15 protein-coding genes, 1 tRNA gene and 1 pseudogene are annotated in these 22,691 nt (G+C 48.0%); 10 read left to right on the top strand and 7 right to left on the bottom strand.

What is annotated here, in order from left to right; genetic code table 11:
• Nucleotides 1–91 precede the first annotated feature (91 nt).
• Nucleotides 92–1,468, top strand: coding sequence for an ATP-dependent RNA helicase DbpA (gene dbpA, locus VPR01S_RS10875; protein ID WP_021705384.1), 1,377 nt, complete (start codon nucleotides 92–94; stop codon nucleotides 1,466–1,468).
• Between the two features lie 70 nt (nucleotides 1,469–1,538).
• On the opposite strand, the gene msrB is transcribed toward dbpA, so the two are convergent.
• The 4 genes from msrB to VPR01S_RS10855 all read right to left on the bottom strand — a co-directional run bounded on the left by msrB (nucleotide 1,539) and on the right by VPR01S_RS10855 (nucleotide 7,385).
• Nucleotides 1,539–2,678 (bottom strand): peptide-methionine (R)-S-oxide reductase MsrB, encoded by a 1,140-nt coding sequence (gene msrB, locus VPR01S_RS10870; protein ID WP_021705383.1) that lies wholly within the window; start codon nucleotides 2,676–2,678, stop codon nucleotides 1,539–1,541.
• Between the two features lie 151 nt (nucleotides 2,679–2,829).
• Nucleotides 2,830–4,578, bottom strand: a complete 1,749-nt coding sequence (locus tag VPR01S_RS10865; RefSeq protein ID WP_021705382.1) for a formate--tetrahydrofolate ligase — start codon at nucleotides 4,576–4,578, stop codon at nucleotides 2,830–2,832.
• A 224-nt stretch (nucleotides 4,579–4,802) separates the two neighbouring features.
• Nucleotides 4,803–4,988, bottom strand: coding sequence for a hypothetical protein (locus tag VPR01S_RS10860; RefSeq protein WP_021705381.1), 186 nt, complete (start codon nucleotides 4,986–4,988; stop codon nucleotides 4,803–4,805).
• A 42-nt stretch (nucleotides 4,989–5,030) separates the two neighbouring features.
• Entirely contained in the window at nucleotides 5,031–7,385 is a 2,355-nt protein-coding gene (locus tag VPR01S_RS10855; RefSeq protein WP_021705380.1) for a fatty acid cis/trans isomerase, read from the bottom strand.
• 212 nt (nucleotides 7,386–7,597) lie between these two features.
• On the opposite strand from VPR01S_RS10855, the gene VPR01S_RS10850 reads away from it, so the two are divergent.
• A complete protein-coding gene (locus VPR01S_RS10850) occupies nucleotides 7,598–8,629 on the top strand; it encodes a phospholipase A (RefSeq protein ID WP_021705379.1) in 1,032 nt (343 codons plus the stop codon).
• Between the two features lie 31 nt (nucleotides 8,630–8,660).
• Here the strand turns inward: VPR01S_RS10850 and VPR01S_RS10845 are convergent, their stop codons facing one another.
• Nucleotides 8,661–10,268 carry a VRR-NUC domain-containing protein gene (locus VPR01S_RS10845; RefSeq protein ID WP_040902588.1) on the bottom strand — a complete coding sequence of 536 codons (1,608 nt, stop codon included), beginning with the start codon at nucleotides 10,266–10,268 and terminating at the stop codon, nucleotides 8,661–8,663.
• Nucleotides 10,269–10,331: 63 nt separating this feature from the next.
• On the bottom strand, nucleotides 10,332–11,570 hold the full coding sequence (locus tag VPR01S_RS10840) for an L-lactate MFS transporter (RefSeq protein WP_021705377.1): 1,239 nt from the start codon (nucleotides 11,568–11,570) through the stop codon (nucleotides 10,332–10,334).
• A gap of 433 nt (nucleotides 11,571–12,003) precedes the next feature.
• Between VPR01S_RS10840 and VPR01S_RS10835 the strand changes: the two genes are divergently transcribed.
• The 4 genes from VPR01S_RS10835 to VPR01S_RS10820 all read left to right on the top strand — a co-directional run bounded on the left by VPR01S_RS10835 (nucleotide 12,004) and on the right by VPR01S_RS10820 (nucleotide 15,308).
• Nucleotides 12,004–12,546 (top strand): DUF3332 domain-containing protein, encoded by a 543-nt coding sequence (locus tag VPR01S_RS10835; RefSeq protein WP_021705376.1) that lies wholly within the window; start codon nucleotides 12,004–12,006, stop codon nucleotides 12,544–12,546.
• A 278-nt stretch (nucleotides 12,547–12,824) separates the two neighbouring features.
• Nucleotides 12,825–14,222 (top strand): sensor domain-containing diguanylate cyclase, encoded by a 1,398-nt coding sequence (locus tag VPR01S_RS10830; RefSeq protein WP_245580790.1) that lies wholly within the window; start codon nucleotides 12,825–12,827, stop codon nucleotides 14,220–14,222.
• Nucleotides 14,223–14,314: 92 nt separating this feature from the next.
• A tRNA-Gly gene (locus tag VPR01S_RS10825) sits at nucleotides 14,315–14,389 on the top strand.
• 382 nt (nucleotides 14,390–14,771) lie between these two features.
• On the top strand, nucleotides 14,772–15,308 hold the full coding sequence (locus tag VPR01S_RS10820) for a glycine zipper 2TM domain-containing protein (RefSeq protein WP_021705374.1): 537 nt from the start codon (nucleotides 14,772–14,774) through the stop codon (nucleotides 15,306–15,308).
• Nucleotides 15,309–15,354: 46 nt separating this feature from the next.
• On the opposite strand, the gene VPR01S_RS10815 is transcribed toward VPR01S_RS10820, so the two are convergent.
• Entirely contained in the window at nucleotides 15,355–16,065 is a 711-nt protein-coding gene (locus VPR01S_RS10815) for a TetR/AcrR family transcriptional regulator (RefSeq protein WP_021705373.1), read from the bottom strand.
• Nucleotides 16,066–16,240: 175 nt separating this feature from the next.
• On the opposite strand from VPR01S_RS10815, the gene VPR01S_RS10810 reads away from it, so the two are divergent.
• The 4 genes and pseudogenes from VPR01S_RS10810 to VPR01S_RS10795 all read left to right on the top strand — a co-directional run bounded on the left by VPR01S_RS10810 (nucleotide 16,241) and on the right by VPR01S_RS10795 (nucleotide 22,682).
• Nucleotides 16,241–17,314, top strand: coding sequence for an efflux RND transporter periplasmic adaptor subunit (locus VPR01S_RS10810; protein ID WP_040902573.1), 1,074 nt, complete (start codon nucleotides 16,241–16,243; stop codon nucleotides 17,312–17,314).
• Nucleotides 17,314–18,368: pseudogene (locus VPR01S_RS10805) on the top strand (efflux RND transporter periplasmic adaptor subunit). The gene VPR01S_RS10810 and the pseudogene VPR01S_RS10805 overlap by 1 nt, the downstream one beginning before the upstream one ends.
• Nucleotides 18,365–21,424, top strand: a complete 3,060-nt coding sequence (locus VPR01S_RS10800; RefSeq protein ID WP_021705369.1) for an efflux RND transporter permease subunit — start codon at nucleotides 18,365–18,367, stop codon at nucleotides 21,422–21,424. The pseudogene VPR01S_RS10805 and the gene VPR01S_RS10800 overlap by 4 nt, the downstream one beginning before the upstream one ends.
• A gap of 517 nt (nucleotides 21,425–21,941) precedes the next feature.
• On the top strand, nucleotides 21,942–22,682 hold the full coding sequence (locus VPR01S_RS10795; protein ID WP_021705368.1) for an SDR family oxidoreductase: 741 nt from the start codon (nucleotides 21,942–21,944) through the stop codon (nucleotides 22,680–22,682).
• Nucleotides 22,683–22,691: the final 9 nt, after the last annotated feature.

The following is a 22,691-nucleotide window of genomic DNA, read 5'->3' as shown; positions in this document are numbered from 1 at the left end:
CCGCCTCATTAACGAGGCGGTTTTTCTTTCATCTTGCCGGCAAATCGGCATAATACGCCCCTTTACTTTTTCCCTGATTAAGGACACGACTGTGACTGTTCCGTTTAACACACTCCCGCTAAAGCCCGGACTATTGACGACGCTGGATTCGCTCGGCTATACCGCCATGACCGCGATTCAACAGCAGAGCCTGCCGGCGATTCTGCAAGGAAAAGATGTGATTGGTCAGGGAAAGACCGGCTCAGGTAAAACGGCGACGTTTGCACTGGGCGTGCTGAGTAATTTGAACGTGAAGCGTTTTCGCGTGCAGTCACTGGTACTGTGTCCGACGCGTGAGCTGGCGGATCAGGTTGCCAAAGAGATCCGAACTCTGGCGCGTGGCATTCACAACATCAAAGTGCTGACCTTGTGTGGTGGTATGCCGATGGGGCCGCAGATCGGCTCATTAGAGCATGGCGCTCATATTCTTGTGGGGACTCCGGGTCGCATTCTTGATCATCTCGAAAAAGGACGAATTAATCTGGATGAGCTGAATACGTTGGTGCTGGATGAAGCCGACCGCATGTTGGAAATGGGCTTTCAGGAAGCGCTGGACGCAGTGATTGACGCTGCACCAGTACAACGTCAGACCTTGCTGTTCAGTGCGACATTCCCACCTCAGATTGAATCCATTGCCGGACGCATTATGCAAAACCCGGAGTTGATGAAAGTTGCGTCGACCCACGATACACAGACGATTCATCAACAGTTTTTCTCAATGGAGAGCGAGCAGGCGCGTGATGATGCGTTGGAAGCACTACTGTTGCACCACAAACCCGAGTCGTCAGTGGTGTTTTGTAACACCAAGAAAGAGGTCATGGATGTGACCGACGAACTGTCTCATCGCGGTTTTAGTGTGGTTGAACTGCATGGCGATATGGAGCAGCGCGAGCGTGATCAGGCACTGACCATGTTTGCGAACAAGAGTATCTCGATTCTGGTTGCGACGGATGTGGCAGCACGTGGCCTTGACGTTGATAATCTGGATGCCGTGTTTAACTTCGAACTGTCGCGCGATCCTGAAGTGCACGTGCACCGGATTGGCCGTACCGGACGGGCCGGTGCGAAAGGTAAGGCATTCAGTTTCTACAACGAAAAAGAAGCGTATCGTGTTGCACGGATTGAAGAATATATGGACATGGATATCCGTGCCGCTGTGCTACCGGAAAAACCGGTTGAACGTCCATTCTACGCGCCGATGAGTACCATCCAGATCCTGGGGGGTAAAAAAGCTAAAGTACGTGCAGGGGACATTCTGGGCGCACTGACCAAAGAAGCGGGAATTGAAGGGAAATTGATTGGCAAGATCAACATTATGCCGATGGTGTCTTATGTCGCTGTGGACAAAACGGTCGCCAAGCGTGCGTTGAAACAGTTGCAGGAAGGGCGGATGAAAGGCCGTCAGTTCAAAGCCCGCATCATGAAATAATTGACACGCGGCAAAGAGAAGCCTGTCTCAGCGACAGGCTTTTTTGTATTAGCTCAACCGGTGTGAGCCGTTAACTCTCGAAGAGATATAAGTAGTCTCCGTAGCCTTCTTTTTCCATCTGCTCTTTTGGTATGAATCGCATGGCGGCAGAGTTCATGCAGTAGCGTAGGCCAGTGGGGGCAGGGCCGTCATCAAACACGTGCCCTAAATGAGAATCACCAAACCGGCTGCGAACCTCGGTTCGTGGATAGAGCAGTTTGTAATCCGTTTTCAACTGAATGTAAGCCTCGTTTATCGGTTTAGAGAAACTTGGCCAGCCTGTGCCGGATTTGTACTTGTCTTTGGAAGAAAACAGCGGTTCCCCGGTCACCACGTCCACATAAATGCCATCTTGTTTGTTGTCCCAGTACTCATTTTGAAACGCGCGCTCTGTGCCATCTTCTTGTGTCACGTAGTATTGCAGATCAGTCAGTTGCTCACGAATTGCTTTGTCTGACGGTTTGCTGTAGGTCCGCACTGCCGGTTGATTTTTTTTCTCGTCGATCATTTCCCGCAGGGTTACCGGATGGTCGTTACGGTCATCACCAAAGATCTCATCCAGATACTGGTCACGACCAGACGCATAGCGGTAGTAGTTGTAACGAATTTTATTCCGTTTGTAGTAATCCTGATGATAATCCTCAGCTGGCCAGAATTTAGTAAACGAGATAAGTTCTGTTTTGAGCGGCTTTTTAAACACGCCTAATTGTTCTATCTCCTGCATGAAACGTTGAGCAATCTGTTTTTGCTCTTCGCTGCGGTAGAAAATAGCTGGCCGGTATTGAAGACCACGATCAACAAAAGATCCTTTGTCATCGGTTGGATCGATGTGACGGAAAAACTCATCCAATACACGTTCATAGCTCACGACCTTAGGGTCGTAAGTTACATTCACGGTTTCGATGTGCCCGGTTTTACCGGAAGAGACCTGTTTATATGTTGGGTTGTCGACATCGCCACCTGAATAACCTGACACCACATCGACCACACCGTTGAGTTTTTCCAGATCCGACTCTGTACACCAAAAACATCCACCGGCAAGGGTGGCGATTTCATACTGAGCAGAAGGACTTTTCGCGGTTGAGGCTTTGTCATCGGCGTGAGTCAACAGTGAAGCAATCACTAGCAGTGTTGCTCCTATCCCTAACAAAAACTTTGACTTTATTTTCATACTAATCTCGTTCAATGGGTTGCTTGATATGAATAAGTAGAACGGCGCAATGCAGAAAAACTTACACAACCAATGAAATTAGGTATGGCATTCCGAGCAGGGAAGATCAAAAAGGCGGGAGAGCCCCGCCTGTTGAGTTGCGAATATGAAATTAGTTCAAACCGATAATATTGCCGTTGCCATCCAGATCAAGCTGCATGAACGCGGGTTTATCTGGTAGGCCTGGCATGGTCATAACGTTGCCGCACAGTGCGTAGATGAACCCTGCGCCGGCACACAATTTTAGCTCCCTGACCGGGACATCAAAGCCATGCGGAGCGCCTTTGATACTGCTGTCGGTAGTGATAGACAGAGGCGTTTTGGCCATACAAACAGCAAGGTGGTCGTACCCTAGTTGTTTATAGCGGGCTAGTTGTTGCTGAGCACGCTCACTTAAGTCGACGTGACGGGCGCCATACCCGACCTCCGCTACCGCCATCAGTTTCGCTTCCAGGCAATCTGACATGCGATAGAGTGGCGAAAACTCGCCAGGATGCGCGCATTGATGAACAACTTTCTCTGCCAGTTCGCGGGTTCCATTACCTCCCTGTGTAAAGCCTTCACTCACGGCTACCTGAACGTTATTTGGCAAAGCTTCGACCCACTCAGCCAGTTGCCTCAGTTCGGACTCCGAGTCTTGTGGGAACCGGTTAATGGCAACGACAGCGGGAATGCCATATTTGTTAACGTTATTAATGTGCCATTTCAAGTTCTCAAAGCCAGCTTGGAGGGCGGCGCTGTCTTCATCGAACAGGCGATCGGGAATCGCTTGTCCTGGACGCAAATCATAATGTCCTGAATTGGCTTTTAGGCCACGTAACGTGGCGACAATTACCGCGCAGTCTGGCGCTTTACCGGAAACTTGCGCTTTGATGTTGCATGCTTTCTCAAACCCCATGTCCGAACCAAAGCCACCTTCGGTGACAGTAAATTCTGCCAGCCGGGTAGCGATGTCATCGGCAATGATGGAAGAGTTTCCGTGCGCAATATTGGCGAAAGGACCGGCATGAACCAGAGTAGGCACGCCTTCCAAGGTTTGCATGAGTGTGGGTTCAATCGCATCTTTCATCGTCACCGCCATGGCACCGGCAACCTGAAGGTCTTCAGTGGTGACTGGTTGACCATCCAGATCATAGGCGAGCACGATGCGGCCAATGCGTTGACGCAAATCGCTTAAATTGGCCGCCAGTGCCAGAATTGCCATCAGCTCAGAAGCGGCTGAAATATCGAAACCGTCTTCGCGTTCAAACCCGTTGACGTGCTTGCCTGGTTCATTGCGTCCGACGACAACCATTCTGAGCGCGCGATCATTGTGATCCATGACCCGTTTCCACACGACCTGATCCGGATCGATACGCAAAGCACGTAATCCAGTCCGGGCCTCAAACGCGTCATACCCCTCACGTTGCTCATGAAAAATTCGTGCATCAATCGCCGCCGACGCCAGATTATGCGCAACGGTCACGGCGTGAATATCGCCGGTCAGGTGCAGGTTAAGTTCTTCCATTGGCGCGACCTGAGAATAACCCCCGCCGGCAGCGCCGCCTTTCACGCCAAATACAGGCCCCATAGAGGGTTGTCGAATACAAGCCATCACTGAACGGTTCAATTTCGCCAGTCCTTGTGCCAGACCAATAGTGGTAACGGTTTTACCCTCTCCAAGCGGGGTAGGTGAAATGGCCGTGACCAATATCAGTTTGCCAGGAGAGTTGTTTTGCAGTCGCTTGAGACTGACAAGGGAGACTTTGGCTTTGTACTTTCCCTGAGACTGGTATTCATCGGTAGTTAAGCCGGCTTTCGCGGCAATGGTATCAATGGGTTGTAGCTCGGCAGAGCGACAGATCTCTATGTCTGGCAGCATAAAGTCCTCTTAATGGCATAATAAGAAGTGGGGCAAACGGTTGCGTTGCAATGATATCGGTACCGATAACTTGGTAAAGCGAAAAAATTAGCAGAGTGAATTGTAGCGGAAAGACGGCGAAATAGCTGTGGAATTTGCTTTGGTGAAAAGTGAGCAGTTTTGGTCACAAAAACATTCACCTCCCGAAGGAGGTGAATGGCTTTTAGTCAGGACCCATGAACGGCTTACCACTCGTCGTCAAGAAAGGTTTTGCCCTCGAGTGCGTAAGGGTCGTCGTCGAACGGATGTTCAACTTTGCCTCTGAGCGCTTCGAGCTGGTTCTCAAGCATGTTCACGGTATCAAAGTCACCTTCTGAACAGGCGACGTAGATTTGTTGCTCGAGTGCTTCAATACGATCTCGAATCCTCATCTTGCACCTCCTAGTGTCCACTGTTCACTTGGTTGTACGTTTCTACCTATTCTCAAATCTATTGTAGTCAAGTAAACCAGATTCGATAGGCTGATTTGCCTTATACCAGGTGTGAACACGATCGCTGAATGGCCAGAATTCAGGTGAGCTTCGACGAATCGCAAATGTATCCAACAACTTAACGTAGTCTTGCTCAGACTGAATATTTTTCAGCATATCCACCAACTGGGGAACCTGATTTTCTTTGACAGATAGATACGCAGCGGGATAGCTGCCGATCACTCCACGGACTAAAGTGAGATCATCATTTTTCGGGTCACGGTTATTATCTTCGTCAAACAAACTTGAGATATTGGTGTGGGCATTGTTGTGTATCAACGTGAACAATTGATCCTGGCCTTGTTGAGTTTCGATCATCAGCATCACGATTTGTGGCACATACATCAGCCCTTCACCACTAATGTTCCCGACAGAGCGCAGTAATGTTTCGTTTTCCTCGTTGAGACCTGTTTGCTCGATCTTGTAGCGATTGCTCAAAACGGGGGAAAGCTTCGTTTTGAGGATATCATACAACTCCTTCTTGTATTGTGTCGTCTGATAGGGGACGTGTGAAGGCTGATCGAACGGCTTAACATTTCGCAACAGGAAATCTTTCAGTTCGGGGCTCTTGTCCTGATACCAGCTGGCTTGTTCCTCATGACGTACATTTCGTGGCAGCAGTGCAACGAAGTTACTTTCGCCTTCAAGGCGCAGAAAGTCCATGAACATGCGGGTCATCAGTTGGTGGCCAAAGTTGCCGTAGACGTCAAAACCCGCCACAAGAAGGTAATGGATACGCTCAAGCAACGCGTAATCCAGCACCCAAGCGGTTTTAGGTGGCTCGCCAACCAGGCCTTGCACCACCGAAGCACTATCAAAATGGCGGAACACCGTCAAAGCAGCGTTCGGGTTGGTGTCATTACCTGTCCAGATCAGGTCGGTATTGAGATGCTCACCATTTTTGAACGTTTTATTGATGAATTCCGATTTGGCTTCCAGATAACGTGCTTGCTGGCGTGAGAACTTCACCCAGTTTACGACCGGAAGCGTATTGCTTTCGAGCTCGCCCGGAAGCTTGAGGTTGTCAGCCTGAGAACGGTAGAAGTTATTAACCTCCGGCATGTCGGCTTTGTCCGGATCGAGGAAGAACACCCAAAAGCGATCGTTAATAACGTTCAGTGCCAGTTGTCCCCGGCATACCGGCCCTTTGATGTAGGCCATGATGGTGTTCTGAGCATTATCAAGCATGAACTTAAAGCGTGCTTTGACCGGCAGATCGATAAATGCAGTCATCGGATTCGCGGCGACTTCCGGCTGATAACTCGGCAGGGTTGCAACCTGATAATCCGCATCGATAAACCAGCGCTTCCAGTCCTGAATACGTTTATTGTTCAGAGCGTAAGGCATGTGGGTTTTATCAACGATCGTACTTTGTACTGGGATAAGGCGGTAATACACTCGCTCGACACCTGGATCATCGTAGGGGCGGCGTGTTGCTATGCGTTGTACTGGCTCACCTGGTGGAGTCGCCGAGCGCACCAGACTGAAAAAGCGAGGCTCACCTTCAAGTTGTGAAAAGTAGAGGTGTGACAAAAATAGGTGTTCGTAGATATAACGTGCTGCCAATTGGTTTTTACGCGAGCTTTTGTTGAACAAGGCTTCGTACTGCTCAACCAGACTTGATTCAGCGTCATTCAAGGGCAACGGTTGATTCATTACTGCTCCATTTTGAAGCCAGGTCATCAATGTCGCGTATTCTGCGTCGGTGAGGTTTGGCATGCCATAAGGCATTCCCCAGGTCGGATAATCGTTCTGATACTGCTCGTATTCTTCAATCGTGGGGCAGATCTGATCGCGGTCAATAGAAAAATCGAATCCTTCTAACTGAGTTTGTGCTGGCAGGGGATGATTTTTCTTTTGCATTAACAGGCGGGCAATGAGCCCGGCCTGAAGGTTGGCTTCCGTGGTTTGGTCGCGTTCATTGAGCACAGGATGAAAGCCGAAGTCGCGCCATTCTTGTGTCGTTTGAGCATCTTCAAACAACCGGGTAGGTTTCGAAGCGATCAGGCGAGTGCCCTGATAAACCTGCTCTTTGCTGCCGCCACGGTCAATGCCCTCCACCGATGACATCTTTAACTGACAAGGGGCATCGTAACAGGCGTGACAAACAACGCAGCGATTATCTATAACCGGTTTCACTTCGTTGAGAAAGTAATCGACCTGAACTGAGTGTTGCGGTGCTGTGCGTTCGCGCACCGTTGATTCACCAAACAGCTGATCATAGTTAAAGCCAGCGTATGTCGCACATCCGGAAAAAACGACGACCAGAAGAGCAATCAAAATGTGACGATATTTCATTCGCTTACCAATTTCTGAGTGTGAGGGGTAAGTATACGTTATATCGGATGCAGATCTAACGTCAGAAATTTACAGAGATTCGGTTAAATGATAAGCAAACTGTGTCCGATAACTGATATTGACACGACTTTTACATCTTTGTAACTATCATGAACGCTGTTTTCTATTAGAATTGAGCGCGTTTAACCTGTTTAGCCGAATAAGGATTTCCGATGGAAGTGAAAATTCCGGGCGTGATGATGCTAGGCCTGCTAGCCTCGCCTATGGCAGGAGCTGAAGCGATGAGTGCTTATGACCTCTGTTTACTGGATGCATTAAAAACCAAAGACGGCAGCACCAAAATTGAGGATGTACGCAATCAGTGCCAACTGCAACAAGTGGTGGACGTGCAATCTGAACCTGAAGCTGAAGCACCGTTGCAAGAGGAAGAGCAGGAGAGTGTGGTCACCAAGCGCGTTGAGTCTGAGCGTAAAACGGCGTTTGAACCGTTTGTGATGACAGCACACAGAATGAACTACATTCTGCCTGTGACCTATAGTGACCGAATCAATAAAGATGCCTATGCCGAAACCGACTGGGCAGATGATTTACGTCATGCTGAAGCGGAATTTCAGATCAGCTTTAAGGTGCCATTGAACTATGAAGATCTATTATTCGACGGCGATGGTTTGTTCTTTGGTATGACCTTAAAGTCTTTCTGGCAGGTCTATGCACAGGATATTTCACGCCCATTTCGTGAAACCAATTATCGCCCGGAACTGTTTTACTTCACCCCGACAGCCTGGTCGCCGATGGGGGGCAAAACCTGGCTAGGCTTTGGTATTGAGCATGAATCCAATGGCCAGCGCCAGGATCTGTCGCGCAGTTGGAACCGTATCTATACGAACCTGACTTTCTCAAAAGATAATTTTGCGATTGCGTTACAGCCTTGGTGGCGGATACCTGAAGACAGTAAAGATTCACCGGATGATCCGGACGGTGACGATAACCCGGATATCGAAGATTATATGGGGCATTTTGAACTCACCAGTGCTTACAAGTGGGACGAATATGAGTTCACTTTCCTCGGTCGTGAAAACTTTGCGACGCACAAAGGTTTCGCACAACTGGGTGTAACGTTTCCCATTTGGGGTAAAGTCCGCGGTTATGCGCAATATTCGACCGGTTACGGCGCAAGTTTGATCGATTATAACCAAAACCAGCAACGTGTAGGTGTCGGGGTTGCGATCACCGGTTTGCTGTAACGAAAAGCGGAGCTTACTTATGCTCCGCTTTTTAGTGATTGACGTAACAGACGCTGAAGGGAATATTGAGCGCCTGGTAGTGCTTAATCCAGCGCCACTGATTATCCTGAAGTTTATCCCCAGGGCCTTTGACCTCGATCCAGCGGTAGTGGCCATCTTTGAAAGCAATGAGATCTGGCATGCCATTGCGATAGAGTTTCAGATCACTGAGTTGGATTCGAAAAAGGGCGCTCACGGTTTCGCTCGGTATGGCTTCGATTGCTTCTTGCAACAACTGTGATGTCAGACTATTCCAGTGTACAAAAGGGTTGTTGATACCAAATTTGGCCTGATATACCTCATTTATCCAGTTGAGCCCTTGCAACTCGACTTGTGAAAAGACGGCTTCAATTTGTTGTTCGCGTTTGGCGTAGAAATCATCGTGATACAAATCCAGCGGGCGATACTGATACGCATTGATGAAAGCTCCTTCGACGGGGGCAAATATCACACTCCAGAACGCGAGCCCGAACAACCCATTTAAAAGGGTATTTTCGCTGTAGTACACGCGCCAGCCCTCACGTTGAAAGTGGTCTAGACAGGCCAGTTCGACACGCTGATCTAATTGCAGATTTAAATGGATTTCATCGCAGTTTGGCTTGACGGGGCGAGGAACTTTGTTGCCTTGTCGTCGCTTTAATAACGCGCTGAGTTTTTCCGCGACTTCAAACTCGGCTCTATCGAGCGGGCGATGATACATTTCCGTGACGGTGTCACTAAGTAGGTTCAGCTGGCTCTGTTTGTCATAGATGCGCGCCCGGCGTTCACGACTGGGTGGTAAACGGGTTGTTTTGAACCAGTGCAGTGCACTTTCCCAATCTCCCTGGCGTTCAAGATCGCGCGCGATGTCGTTGATTAAATGCTCCTGCTTTCTTTGAATATATGGGTGTTCACTCTTGGGCGGTAGGGCAGATAACAACTCTTTGAGCTGGTGGATGTTTTTGCGGTCACACAACCAATAAGCGTCAGCGAGTTCACTCAGCAGCAATAATTGGTCAATCTGTTCTCGGTCGGTAAAAAAACGGCGTTCTTTGCTGAGCTGGTAGGCTTCAAAACGGTGTACCCCCAAATCGTCGAGCACAAACTGACTCAGATCTTGATGAGTATTGGCAAAAAACAGTACCAGTAGCAGCCTGATGATATTGGCGTGTTGCAACTCAATGGGTTGAAAAGCCAAAGCCTCGGTGTGAATTTGTGTTGAGTCGGGTAATGAGGCAACAAGCTGCTCTTTACGACGTTGTCGATTGGTGTTTGGCCAGAGTGCGAGAATTTCGGGTTTGGTTAGCAGCTGTTCCGCGAGCGTTTTTAACTCAACCTGTTCGGGGAGCGCAATAAATTGATCGCCAGCTAACTCAAACAGGCTGACGGTTATGTCAGGTATTTCGCTGTAATTCAGTTTGTCCGTCCGAAACCAACGACCTTTGCGTGCCAGCATACGCACGAGTAAGCACTGTGCCGGTGCTGAGAGTGCATCAAAGCTGGTTAACCAAGCGTGCTCGTGGGAATGAAGTAGATCGCCATACCAATATCTGGCGTGATGGGTCAGCTTCAGAAAGTTATCGCGATAATAGTCAGGTTTGAGTTCGGGCAGTGTTGGCATAAAACGCATAAACAAAAAAGGCTTAACTCTAAGGTTAAGCCTTTTTGATTCTAATTCAATCGATTATGCGTCGGCGGATTGAAGTTGTGCCGCTTTCTCATCCGTGACGGGCTTGGTGATCAGTGCCAGAGCAATACATACGCCCATCATCACTGCTGAGATAGTGTAAGCCAAGGTGTATCCTCCACCGTGGGCCATTGAGTAGCCGACAACTGCTGCTCCGATGGCGCCACCAATACCCCATGATGTATACAAAACGCCGTAGTTCGTGCCGTAGTTTTTCAAACCATAGTATTCCGCAGTAATCGATGGGAACACGGCGAGCAGGGTGCCGTAACCGATGGCTGCAATCGCAGTACCGATGATCAGCGTGAGTTCGGAGTTAAACGTTGCGAACAGCACCATATTGATGCCTTGGAGTACAAAGGCCAGCAGTAAGGTGCGCACGCCGCCAATTTTATCTGACAGAATACCTGCGGCAACCCGGCCACCGGAGTTAAAGATCGCCAGAATAGAGGCCAGATATACAGCGTTTGGCAGGCTCGCCTGAACACTTGCAATATTAGTGATGTTACCAATGATCATCAGGCCAACTGAGGCAGCAAACGCATACATGATCCACAACGAGTAAAATTGTGGCGTTTTCAGCATGGATTTCCAGCTCAAGTCCAAAGAGGTTTTCACTGCTTTCGCGGTTTGACCTGCTTTCAGCTTTGGTTCTGTGGGTACGTAGCCTGTCGGTGGGTTGTTGATGGTGCACGCCAGTGGAACTGCGATCACCAAAACACCCACACCAAGAATCATGAAGCTGGTGTTGATCCCCAGATCACTGATCAACATGGACGTCAGAGGCGCCAGATAAATCGCAGCCAGACCGAAGCCTGCGGCAATCAGACCGTTGACCAGACCCTTTTTAGAACTGTGGAACCACTTCATTGCGGAAGGTGACAGACATGCATAACCAAAACCGATACCCGCACCAGTCATGACACCGAATGTCAGGTTGAGCATCAAAACGGATGACGCGAAGCCGGAAGCGATCATACCCAGGCCAGTTAACGTCGTACCCAGAATAAGGATTTTACGTGGCCCCATCCGATCCTGAAGAATACCTGCGATCAAAAGACAAACAGAGAATGTGATGGTTGCAATCGCATAAGGGGAAGAAGCGTCTGCGGCACTCCAGCCAAAATCAGTCACTAGGGCTTTGTTAAATACACTCCAGGCATAAAGAATGCCAAGACAAAGGTTGATACAGAAACCAGCCAGCAGAATCCGCATGGCTTTATCAATCTTGCTCATTTTCTTACTCGGTTGTCCCTGCTAAATGCAGGTAGGTGAATGGTAATGGTGCTATTTCTTCAAAATAAGTTTGCAAATATCAACAGATAGCGCAAAGAGCGCGGATTATAACCAATCCAAATGTGATTGGAATCTCTTTTTGGGTTAAATGATAACTTTCTCATTGGTTGTTATTTTGATTAAGTAAATGTTATTAATTTGTTTCGTTTCGGTGGGTGAAATGATGAGAAATGAAAGCGATGGGGATGAGACAGTGGACTTGCTATGGTTTCTACAATATTTATAAAAATATGTAATATAAAATAATGATAAATAAAGATTAAGTTCATTTCACGTATCGTCAGGATATTGTCAATAGTAATTTTGTGGCCTTTGATTTGACCCTTTGTGACTTTACTATTCGCGCACTTCTCATCGCAACGTAGTGGAACCAATGAAAAAGAACGCAATTAAGATCGCCATCATTTCAGCTCTTGGCGTCTCGACACTGACCGGATGTATGGGCCAAATGGCCACAACGGGTATGGTGACTAAATTTAACTTAAAAGCGGTAGATAACCGTTACGGACGGGAAGGGCTGTTTATTTTGCTGTCCCCGGTTTATGGTATCGCTTCTATTGCAGATTTATTTATTTTTAATGCAGTTGAATTCTGGACTGGCACGAATCCGATTTCCGGTAAGTCGCCGGCAGTTGTGGATACGCCAGCGGATGCATTGCTTAAAGTGAACAGTAAGTTGGATAAATCGTTAACCACGGTTCCGTTGCAAACCAACAACAGCCAGATTGAACAGGCAACGATGACAGAAATCGATGAAAACACGCTAGAAATGGAATTGACTTACCTCGATGGTACTCACAAGACCCTGCGTGGCGAGAAAGGTTCAGATAGCGTGGCGTTTTACCTGAATGATCAATATATTACGACGGTCTCTGATCAGGATCTCCAACACTACGTTGAAGCGGCATCTATATAATTCATCAATTGGAAAAACCTCCCAAACGGGAGTTTTTTTATGGCTGAGATTCCATGCAGAAGTGCGTTGTTGATCAAACATTTCAATATAAATGAAGAATATCAGTGACAGCGCGATCATTAAGTGATCTAAATGTCAGTAAAACGAGATCGAGCTCGAAAAGCTGTCTATTTATTGGGTGAATTAAAATCTATTGACCTATATAGAAGTCTCAAAGAATAACTGGGTGAGCAAACGTGCAGAATCGAGTGTTCAGCATATGAAAAACCGGAGTGAAATTGCGTCTGTTATTGTTGTTAGGATGTGTCGTTCTGTTTCTGACCAGAACGGTATCTGCAGAAGTTGATGATCAAAATACACTGATTGTCGCCAACTCAAAAGCCTGGAAACCCTTCGCTTATCTGAACGAAAACGGAGAACCTGCCGGGATCCTGATTGACCTCTGGAGTGCGTATGGCAAAGCGAATAATGTCCGTGTTGAATTTTATCTGGTCGACTGGAATCAGTCACTGGAAGCGATGAAGAGTGGGAAGGCGGATGTTCACGGCGGGTTGCTTTGGTCTGCTAAACGCGATCATTTTCTGGATTACGCTGCGCCCATTTTTACCATAGAAACGCAACTGTATCTTAGTGACCGCTTGATGGGCACTGACGTCAATCTATTCCTAGAAGGAAAGCACACTTACCCAGTCGGTGTGGTACGGGGTGGTTACGAAGAAGAGTTTGCTATGCGGCAGTACCCCAATCTGCCGTTGCTTCGCTTTGACAATAACGAAATTATGCTAAAAGCAGCGTTTAGTGGTGATATTCAGGCGTTTATTGCTGATCTACAGGTTGCTAATTTCTATCTTTACTCTTCGACAAATCCAGCCAGTTTTGTTGGTGTTCGTCATCTGTATTCGGGCGAGTTGAGGCCGGCTGTACCTCAGGGAAAGAGCCGCAATCTCAGCACAATCATGACCGGCATAGAAAACATTCCTCAAGAAGAAAAAGCGCGGATTATGAATCGTTGGATGTACATCAAAACGGTGTATCCCGACTACTTGTGGCCAATCATTGGCGCGATCACTGTGATTGCAATGGTTGCGTTTATTGTCGCGTTGATCATGACGGTCAAACTCCGTACCCGACAATTGAAACAAGCTAATCAAGAACTGATGATTTTGTCGCAAACCGATGCATTAACGGGATTGTGTAATCGGCGCCATTTTATGACTCAATTTGATATGTGTGTAAGTAAAGGGCGACGGGTGGCCGTAATGGTGTTTGACATTGATGATTTCAAATCGATCAATGACCGCTTTGGTCACAGTGTTGGCGATATAGTCATTCGTGAAGTCGCCCAAACGGTATCTTACGTGGCGGGTCGGGATAAAGTGGTTGGCCGCATCGGTGGGGAAGAGTTTGCAGTGGTCTTTGATAATACAACGTTTGAGCATGCGACTCAGATAGCGAATCAGATTTGCCAGAGTGTGAGAGAGCGGACGATATCAAGCATTTTAGATGACAACGTCACGGTAAGTCTCGGGTGCGCGTATTATCTAAAAGCCAATCAGAAAATCACGTTAACTGATGCCGATAAGCTGATGTATCAGGCTAAACACTCGGGTAAAGACCAGGCTGTCATAAAACGATTTGCTCAAATTGACAGCGATGATGTGGCTTACTCGGCCTAGTTTGATTATTCCATGCTCACTTGAATTGAAAAGAGAAAAAAAAGGTTTTCTTTTCAGAGAATTGTGGCATATTAAACCCATCAACGCGATGCGCGGGCATCGTATAATGGCTATTACCTCAGCCTTCCAAGCTGATGATGCGGGTTCGATTCCCGCTGCCCGCTCCAAGTTTTCGAAAAGCAGCCTTATGGCTGCTTTTTTCGTATCAGGCTTACTGGTAAACAACAAAATCTATCCTTTTTGTTCAGTGTAGGGCGTAGGAGCGCTTGTACGATCTGAATCATCACATAACATACAGCTTCTCTCTTTCTGGTTTAAATTCATTACAAAAAGCGACTGAAGCACCCCTGATCCTATGGAGGCGCCGAGTGAGGGCTACACGAATGTACTGACTCAATCGTGGCGCTGGTTTGATTCCATTAGATAGAAATCAGGTCATTTTTGTATGAAGAATCTGACCACAGAATGACAGAAAGCTTGGTCTATCCTGATGTAGCTTGAGTGAACGACATTATGATCAGCTCACGATTGGAACAACAGGAACTAACCATGAAACTACAGACTCTCGCTCTGGCTGTTGCGGCAGTTACGGTTTTGTCAGCATGCAAGGATAAATCTGAATCAGCCGAAGCCACCCCTTCGACGCCGACTGTGGCCAAGATTACTATGGTCGACACCGCAACAAAAGAGGTGAAAACACCGCATCAGGTGTGTGTCGATGTGGCCGTGACTCAACCCGTTCAACCCAAAGATGAAGGCAAACTTATTGGTACCATTGGTGGTGCAGCCGCTGGAGCGGCATTGGGTAACCAGATCGGTGGTGGTTCAGGTAAAGTAATTGCAACGGCCGCTGGCACGATTGCAGGGGCCCTGGCTGGACGTACGATTCAGGAAAATGTGCAGGCGAATGATGTGGTCACCACGACTCAGAAACAGTGCCACACTGAATACACGACATCCACCAAAGTGATCGGTTACAATGTCACGTACGAGTTTGATGGTGCATCAACGACGGTACGTATGGCGAATAAGCCGACCGGAAATACTTTCCCGGTGAAAGATGGGAAAGTCATTGTCCCGAACTGATTAACAAAAGAAGAGAGGCATCAGCCTCTCTTCTTTATTGACAGTTTTACTCTGCGCAGCAGGGGAAGTCGTACAGTAACTCTTCAACACTGCTTGGAGTTAAACGATCTTGATTATCAACGTTTAACCTGAATGCGATCGTTTCTTCATACAAAAACCAGTGCTTGAGCAAGCACTTGTCCATATCGGCTGTTTCATCAGACCAGGTTTCTTTCAAAAATGGCGTTAGCGACGCGGCTCCGTGTGCGTAAAGTATCATCTGCCATTTGAGTTCCCACACTCTGACCGGCGTTTGCGGGAAATCGCGGTTGTATTCGTCAGCGAGTGAGTTGACGAATGATTCCACCTCACCTGCCGAATCGATAAAGTAATCAAACAAGGCGTCTTCCTGGCGAACGGCATCGGCAATCAGCTGTATTGGCTGCTTGAATATCAGCATGTAGGCCAGTAATCGAGTGGAGAAGATATACAGCTTCACATTAGCTGGCCGCTCGGGCGCAATATTTTGATATATCACCCGCATGTACTGCTCGATAAACTCGTGGAGGTTATCGCTGATACTGTGCCAGATCTTCTCTTTACTACCAAAATGATGGCGGATTAAGCTGTGTGATACTCCTGCTTTTTCGCTGATGTTACGTAACGAAACGCGTTCATAACCCAGTTCGCAAAACAGCTCTGAGGCTACCCGCAAAATTTCGCATTTGGTCTTTTCCGCATCTTGTGCGCTTCTACGCCCTTGTTTTCTCTCGCTCATTGCTCTTAATCGCCAGTGTTTACCGCACCCTTTTACCAGATCTTCAGGTTTTTTTCACTTCGAAATTATTATCCATCTGGTAAATAAAAAAGTTGATCTGAAACAGTTTGTCAATATACTGCACAACTGTGTAGTAATTAATTGTACAGATGTACAATAAGATGAGATGCGACAAATGCACAAAAACTATCAATCCATCAAACAGAGTTCACTGGTTCTGTCCATGAGCCTCACACTTATTTTGGCAGGCTGTGACAATGCGGTATCCGAAGAAGTACCGATGGTAGTGACGCCTGTCAAGCTCAGTGCGGTGCCAGATCTGAGTCATAGCCATACAGAACACTTTATTGCCAAAGTTGATGCCACTGACAGGGCTGCACTCTCTTTTCAGGTGGCGGGCGAGATCGCTGCCATGCCTGTGCACATGGGGAGTAAAGTCCGTAAGGGAGACGTATTGGCATATCTGGATCCGACAGACTTTCAGTTAGCACTGGATGCACGCCAGGCTGAATACGATTTAGCAAGAACACAGTATCAGCGCGCCAGACAATTAGTGGAACGAAAACTGATTAGCACTGACAGCTTCGATCAAACGGAAACCTATTTCAAAGCCGCGAAGGTGTCCTTAGAGCAAGCAAAAACCGATTTGGAATATACGCGCATGACTGCGCCATTCGACGGAGTTGTGTCGCTGACGATGGTGGAATCCAACCAGGTCGTTGACGCGAAGCAGCCGGTGATGAATTTGTTAAACCATCAGGTGATGGACGTCATTTTTACTATTCCGGTAAGTTACGTCGAAAAGTACGGTATTGATGGCATCGCCAGTTCACCGTTGTCTGTCACAATGGACAGCCAACGTGATCTTTCGATACCGGCGCAGTTCAAAGAGATATCAACGCGTCCTAATCCAGACACCAATAGCTATACCGCTCGAGTCACCATCCGCACTCCCAAAACCTTAGCTCTGTTGCCTGACATGACGGGACAGGTCAACCTCCAAAGTGAGGGCTCTGTGCCGAATTATCGTATCGCAGAGCCCGCCTGGGTTGAGAAAAGTACTGGCAAAGGGGTTGTCTGGACGTTTAACGAATCGGATCAGACTGTGCAGAAAACCAGCGTCACTATCAATGACGATGGTTATGTGGTTGCTGGCTTGCAACAAGGGGATCTGGTGGTAGAAGCGGGCGCCCAGGGGTTAAGTCAGGGGCAGCGTGTTAAAGCGTGGACAAAAGAAGGCGGTATCTGATGCAGATAAAAACTTATTCCGCGATTGCCTTGGCCGGGCTAATTGCTCAGGGATGCACCCCAGCCACTGAACACCGACCAAAGCCACCTATGGTGGTGGATACCCTTGAAGTCACTGCGCCTGTTGCAACCCAATTTCGTGTCTTTAATGGTCAGGTGGTGGCTCCAGAGCTGACCCCACTGGCTTTTCGCTTACAGGGCGAAATTAAAAAAGTGGCCGTACAAGAAGGTGACGCCGTCACTAAAGGTCAGGTACTGGCGATATTAGATGACGCCAAAGTAAAACAAAGTGTGGCCGATGCTAAAGCAAAGTTGAACTTGGCTTCACGCCAGTTAAACCGAGGTCAGGAATTGCGTAAAGTGGCATGATTTCGACATCAGAATACGATGAGTTAAACGCCAACTACAAACTGGCGCAAGCCAATTATCGTCTTGCTGCTGCCCGGTTGTCTTACACGCAATTAAAAGCACCGTATGACGGCATCGTTTCAGAGGTCCCTAAGCAAGACTTTGAACGCGCCGCCGCTGGTGAAACGGTTTTGAGTGTTTATCGATCTACAGATGTCTACGTGCAGTTAGACGTGTCCGATTCGGTGCTGTCTCGTTTAGAGCCTCTGTTGGACAACTCAACGTATCAGCCCATCGCCAGCTTTGCAGGCCACGGCCAGAATTATCCACTGACCTACCTTGAGCACACCAGTGAGCTGAGCCCTGAGACGAAAACTTACCAGTTCTGGCTCAAAATGCCTCAGGTTGAACCACGTGTTCTTCCGGGAACCAGCGTCAAGGTCAGTGTCGATATGGTCAAAGCCGGTATTGGTGTGGCGGAAGGCTACCCATTGCCGATGACGGCCATCGACTCAGCCCCCGACCACCGGCATTTCTATGTTTGGAAGCTCAACCAAGGGCTGGCAGAGCGCGTCGCGGTCACTGTGGACCAAGTGACCGCTGACGGGGCGATCGTGCATCAGGGAATTGTGCAAGGAGATACCCTCGTTAATTCCAACTTAAGAAAGCTGCGTGATGGTATGCAAATAACGGGAGAGCCGAAGTGAACATCGCTGAATACTCGATTAAGAACAAAGTGATCAGTTGGCTGCTCCTGGTCATTCTGGCGATTGGCGGCATTTTTGCCTTCAATGGATTGGGACGTTTGGAAGACCCGGCGTTTACTATCAAAGATGCGATGATCATCTCATCCTATCCGGGAGCAAAACCACAGGAAGTCGAAGAAGAGTTGACCTACCCACTGGAGCAAGAGATCCGCAAGCTACCGTACATTGACAACATTACCTCGACGTCGTCGAACGGGATGTCGCAGATCACCGTTAGCATGAAAATGATCTACGGTCCGGACAAATTGCCCCAGATCTGGGATGAAATGCGTCGAAAAATCAACGATCTAAAACCAAGCCTTCCGTCTGGTGTCAGCTCTATCCAAATCATAGATGATTTTGGTGACGTATACGGAATCATGCTGATGTTGACTGGAGATGGCTACGATTCTGTAGAGCTTAAACGGTATGCCGATTATCTGCGTCGCGAGTTGGAATTGATCGATGGGGTGGGCAAAGTGTCTATTGCTGGCGATCAACAAGAGCAATTATTTGTCGAAATATCCTTAGATCGACTTGCAGCGTTGAATTTGGATATGAGCACAGTGACGGGGATTTTAAATCAGCAAAACAGTGTCCGCGAGTCAGGAGAAGTGATGGTCAACGGCCAATCGCTGGTGATCCGACCGAGTGGGACAATGTCGTCTGTGCAAGAGTTGGAAAACTTGATTATCCATGGTCGTGATACCGGCAACTTGATTCGCCTGAAAGACGTGGCGACAGTATCCCGGGGGATTGCCGAAAAGCCGCAAAACGTGTTGATGTTCAACGGTAAGCCAGCGATTAACCTGGCCATTTCGTTTGCATCCGGTGTTAACGTGGTTGAAGTTGGAAAGGCTATCGAGAGCGAATTGTCAGTACTTGAAAGTATCAAACCCGCAGGCGTAGAGATGGACTATTTCTATAATCAGTCTGCGGAAGTGGATAAATCGGTCAGCGATTTCGTGATCAGCCTGGGAGAAGCTGTTGCGATCGTGATCGTTGTCTTGCTGTTCACCATGGGGCTGCGCAGCGGCATCATCATTGGACTGGTCTTGTTGTTGACGGTATTCGGCACTTTCATGCTGATGGATTACAACGATATCGAGCTGCACCGAATTTCTTTGGGTGCCCTTATCATTGCGCTTGGGATGTTGGTCGATAATGCGATTGTGGTGGTTGAAGGGATACTGGTTGGCCTGAAGAAAGGGCGAACCAAGTTGCAGGCTGCAGTGGATATCGTCAAGCAGACGCAGTGGCCACTGTTGGGAGCAACGGTAATCGCCATTACGGCGTTTGCCCCCATCGGATTGTCTGAAGATGCCACTGGCGAATTTATGGGTTCTCTGTTCTGGGTATTGTGCTACTCCTTGTTTTTGAGCTGGATTACCGCACTGACATTAACGCCGTTTCTGGCCGACTTACTGCTCAAAGAAGAGGAGAAAAGCGGCGCTGAAGAGAGCGACCCGTATAAAGGCGCGTTGTTTATCGTGTTCGGTGCGCTACTTAAATTTGCGCTGCGTTTTCGTTGGCTGACAGTAGCGGCGATGTTGGCAATGATGGTGGCGGCAGTGATCGGTTTTGGCAATGTGAAACAATCGTTTTTCCCAGCGTCAAACACGCCGATGTTCCATGTCGATATGTGGATGCCGCAAGGAACGGATATCCGCGAGACCATCGCCCAGACCGAACGCGTACAAGAGTATATTTCGGCGCAAGATCACGTTGAGTCGGTGACCACCACCGTGGGCCAGGGGCTACAGCGTTTCATGCTGACCTATCAGCCAGAAAAAAGCTATGAAGCGTATGCACAACTAACGGTCAGAGCGGACACGCGCGAAAACATGTTTCTATTGCTAAAGCGTCTTGATGCGACGTTAAGCCAGGAGTTTAATCAGCCGACGTTCCAAATCAAAGTGATGGAATTCGGACCGTCACCGGCATCTAAAATTGAAGCGCGAATCACCGGCCCTGATCCACAGGTGCTGCGCGAAATCGCACTTGATGTCGAAGATGTATTTTACGCCGACCCCGGTGCTCGGAATGTACGTCATGACTGGCGTGAGCGCACCAAAGAATTGGTGCCACTGTTCAATGAATCCAAAGCACGTCGTCTGGGGATCTCGAAACAGGAGCTGTCTGACACGCTACAAATGGCATTTGGTGGGACCTCCATTGGTGTGATTCGTGACGGCACCCATATGTTACCTGTAGTGGCACGTTTGCCTGAGCAGGAACGGGTGGATTTTGAGTCTTTGGCGAACGTTAAGATCTGGAGCCCGTCATTGCAAACCTACATTCCAGTCGAGCAAGTGATTGATGGGGTCGAGCTGGACTGGCAGGATCCGTTGATTCAACGCCGGGATCGTAAGCGTACGCTGACCGTGTTGGCGGATCACGATGTGTTGGGAGACGAGACGGCTGCGAGCCTGTTCAACCGTATTCGACCGCAAGTGGAAGCCTTGCCTTTGCCTGAAGGTTATGCCATCTCCTGGGGCGGAGAATACGAATCCTCCAAGGATGCACAAGAAGCCATGTTCAGTTCGCTCCCACTAGGCTATCTGGTCATGTTCATCATCACTATGTTCTTGTTCAATTCGGTGCGCAAGCCTTTGGTTATCTGGCTTACGGTACCGCTGGCAATCATTGGTGTTTCTGTGGGGTTATTGGCGACGGGCATGCCATTCAGTTTTACCGCACTATTGGGGCTATTGAGTCTGAGTGGGATGATTCTAAAAAATGGGATAGTTTTAATGGATCAAATCAACATTGAGCTCAGTTCCGGAAAGGGCTCTTACAATGCCGTATATGACAGTGCGATCAGCCGTGTCAGACCGGTCAGTATGGCGGCCCTAACGACAATTTTGGGCATGATACCTTTGGTATTTGATGCATTTTTTGGCTCTATGGCAATCACAATCATGGCAGGTCTTGGCTTTGCCACAATACTGACTCTCGTTGTAGTACCTGTATTGTTTGCGATTTTCTATCGGATCAAACCGTCCACTGCCGGATAATCACGGATAGATTCCAGGTTTGTTTTTTTGAGCCAGCCCTGACAGCAATGTCAGGGCTTTTTTATATGTGACTCTGTGAATTATTATTCACTTTGTCAATTGCGAGCGCAACGGCCACAAAAGGTCATTGTGTCGTTGATATGACGATTTTCTTCGCCGCTCTAAAAAATGTTACATCGCGCTCAAATCCTTATGCAACACGTGCTTTAATTTTAAAAGTCCTTTTTATTCAGTTGTTTAGGTGTTTTGTGATGAATCTAACATTTGAGAATACCATTTAAATATCAAAAGGTTATATAAGGTTAACAACCTTACAACATTTCATTTTGTATGCGTGTTAGCTCAAGCAAATGAATTCCTATTCAATTTTTATTTGAAATGTCACATTGGCTGCTTAGCTTGTTGTTTAGACAAAGCACGTTGCTGCTAAAAAAATTACTAATAACGTTGGTTGGCGTAGTCAGTCGCTGCGCTTGTATGACAACACCTGGCTGTTAATTCGGAATGGAGTCTATTGATGAAAAAAGTCGCTTTGATCACTGGATCAAAAGGCGGAATTGGTTCTGCAATTTCTACTCAACTGGTCAATGATGGCTATCGCGTCATTGCTACTTACTACACAGGCAATTATGAATGCGCATTGGAATGGTTCAATGAGAAACAGTTCAATGAAGAGCAAGTCAGACTGTTTGAGCTGGATGTCACCAATACAGAAGAGTGTGCGGTGCGACTTGGCGAACTGCTGGTCGAAGAGGGCACCATCGACGTGGTGGTCAATAATGCAGGTATCACACGTGACGGTGTCTTCAAAAAAATGACGCCTCAGGCGTGGAAAGAGGTCATTGAGACCAACCTCAATAGTTTATTCAACGTCACTCAACCTTTGTTTGCCGCAATGTGCGAAAAAGGCAATGGGCGAATCATCAATATTTCTTCAGTTAACGGTTTGAAAGGCCAGTTCGGCCAGACGAATTACTCGGCGGCCAAAGCCGGAATGATCGGTTTCTCCAAAGCGCTGGCTGCGGAAGGCGCACGCTCGGGCGTGACAGTGAATGTTGTCGCGCCAGGATACACGGCTACGCCTATGGTGGCGCAGATGAAACCTGAAGTCCTGGAGTCGATTACCAATCAGATTCCAATGAAACGCCTAGCTAAGCCGGAAGAGGTGGCTCAAGCGGTGTCTTACCTCGCAAGTGATGCAGGTGCCTATATTACTGGTGAAACGCTGTCGATTAACGGCGGCTTATACATGCATTAAGAGGTTCGG

Source organism: Vibrio proteolyticus NBRC 13287 (assembly GCF_000467125.1).
Classification (GTDB): Bacteria; Pseudomonadota; Gammaproteobacteria; order Enterobacterales; family Vibrionaceae; genus Vibrio; species Vibrio proteolyticus.
Note: the sequence above shows the minus strand (reverse complement) of the source record. Positions and strands in the feature narration are given on the sequence as shown.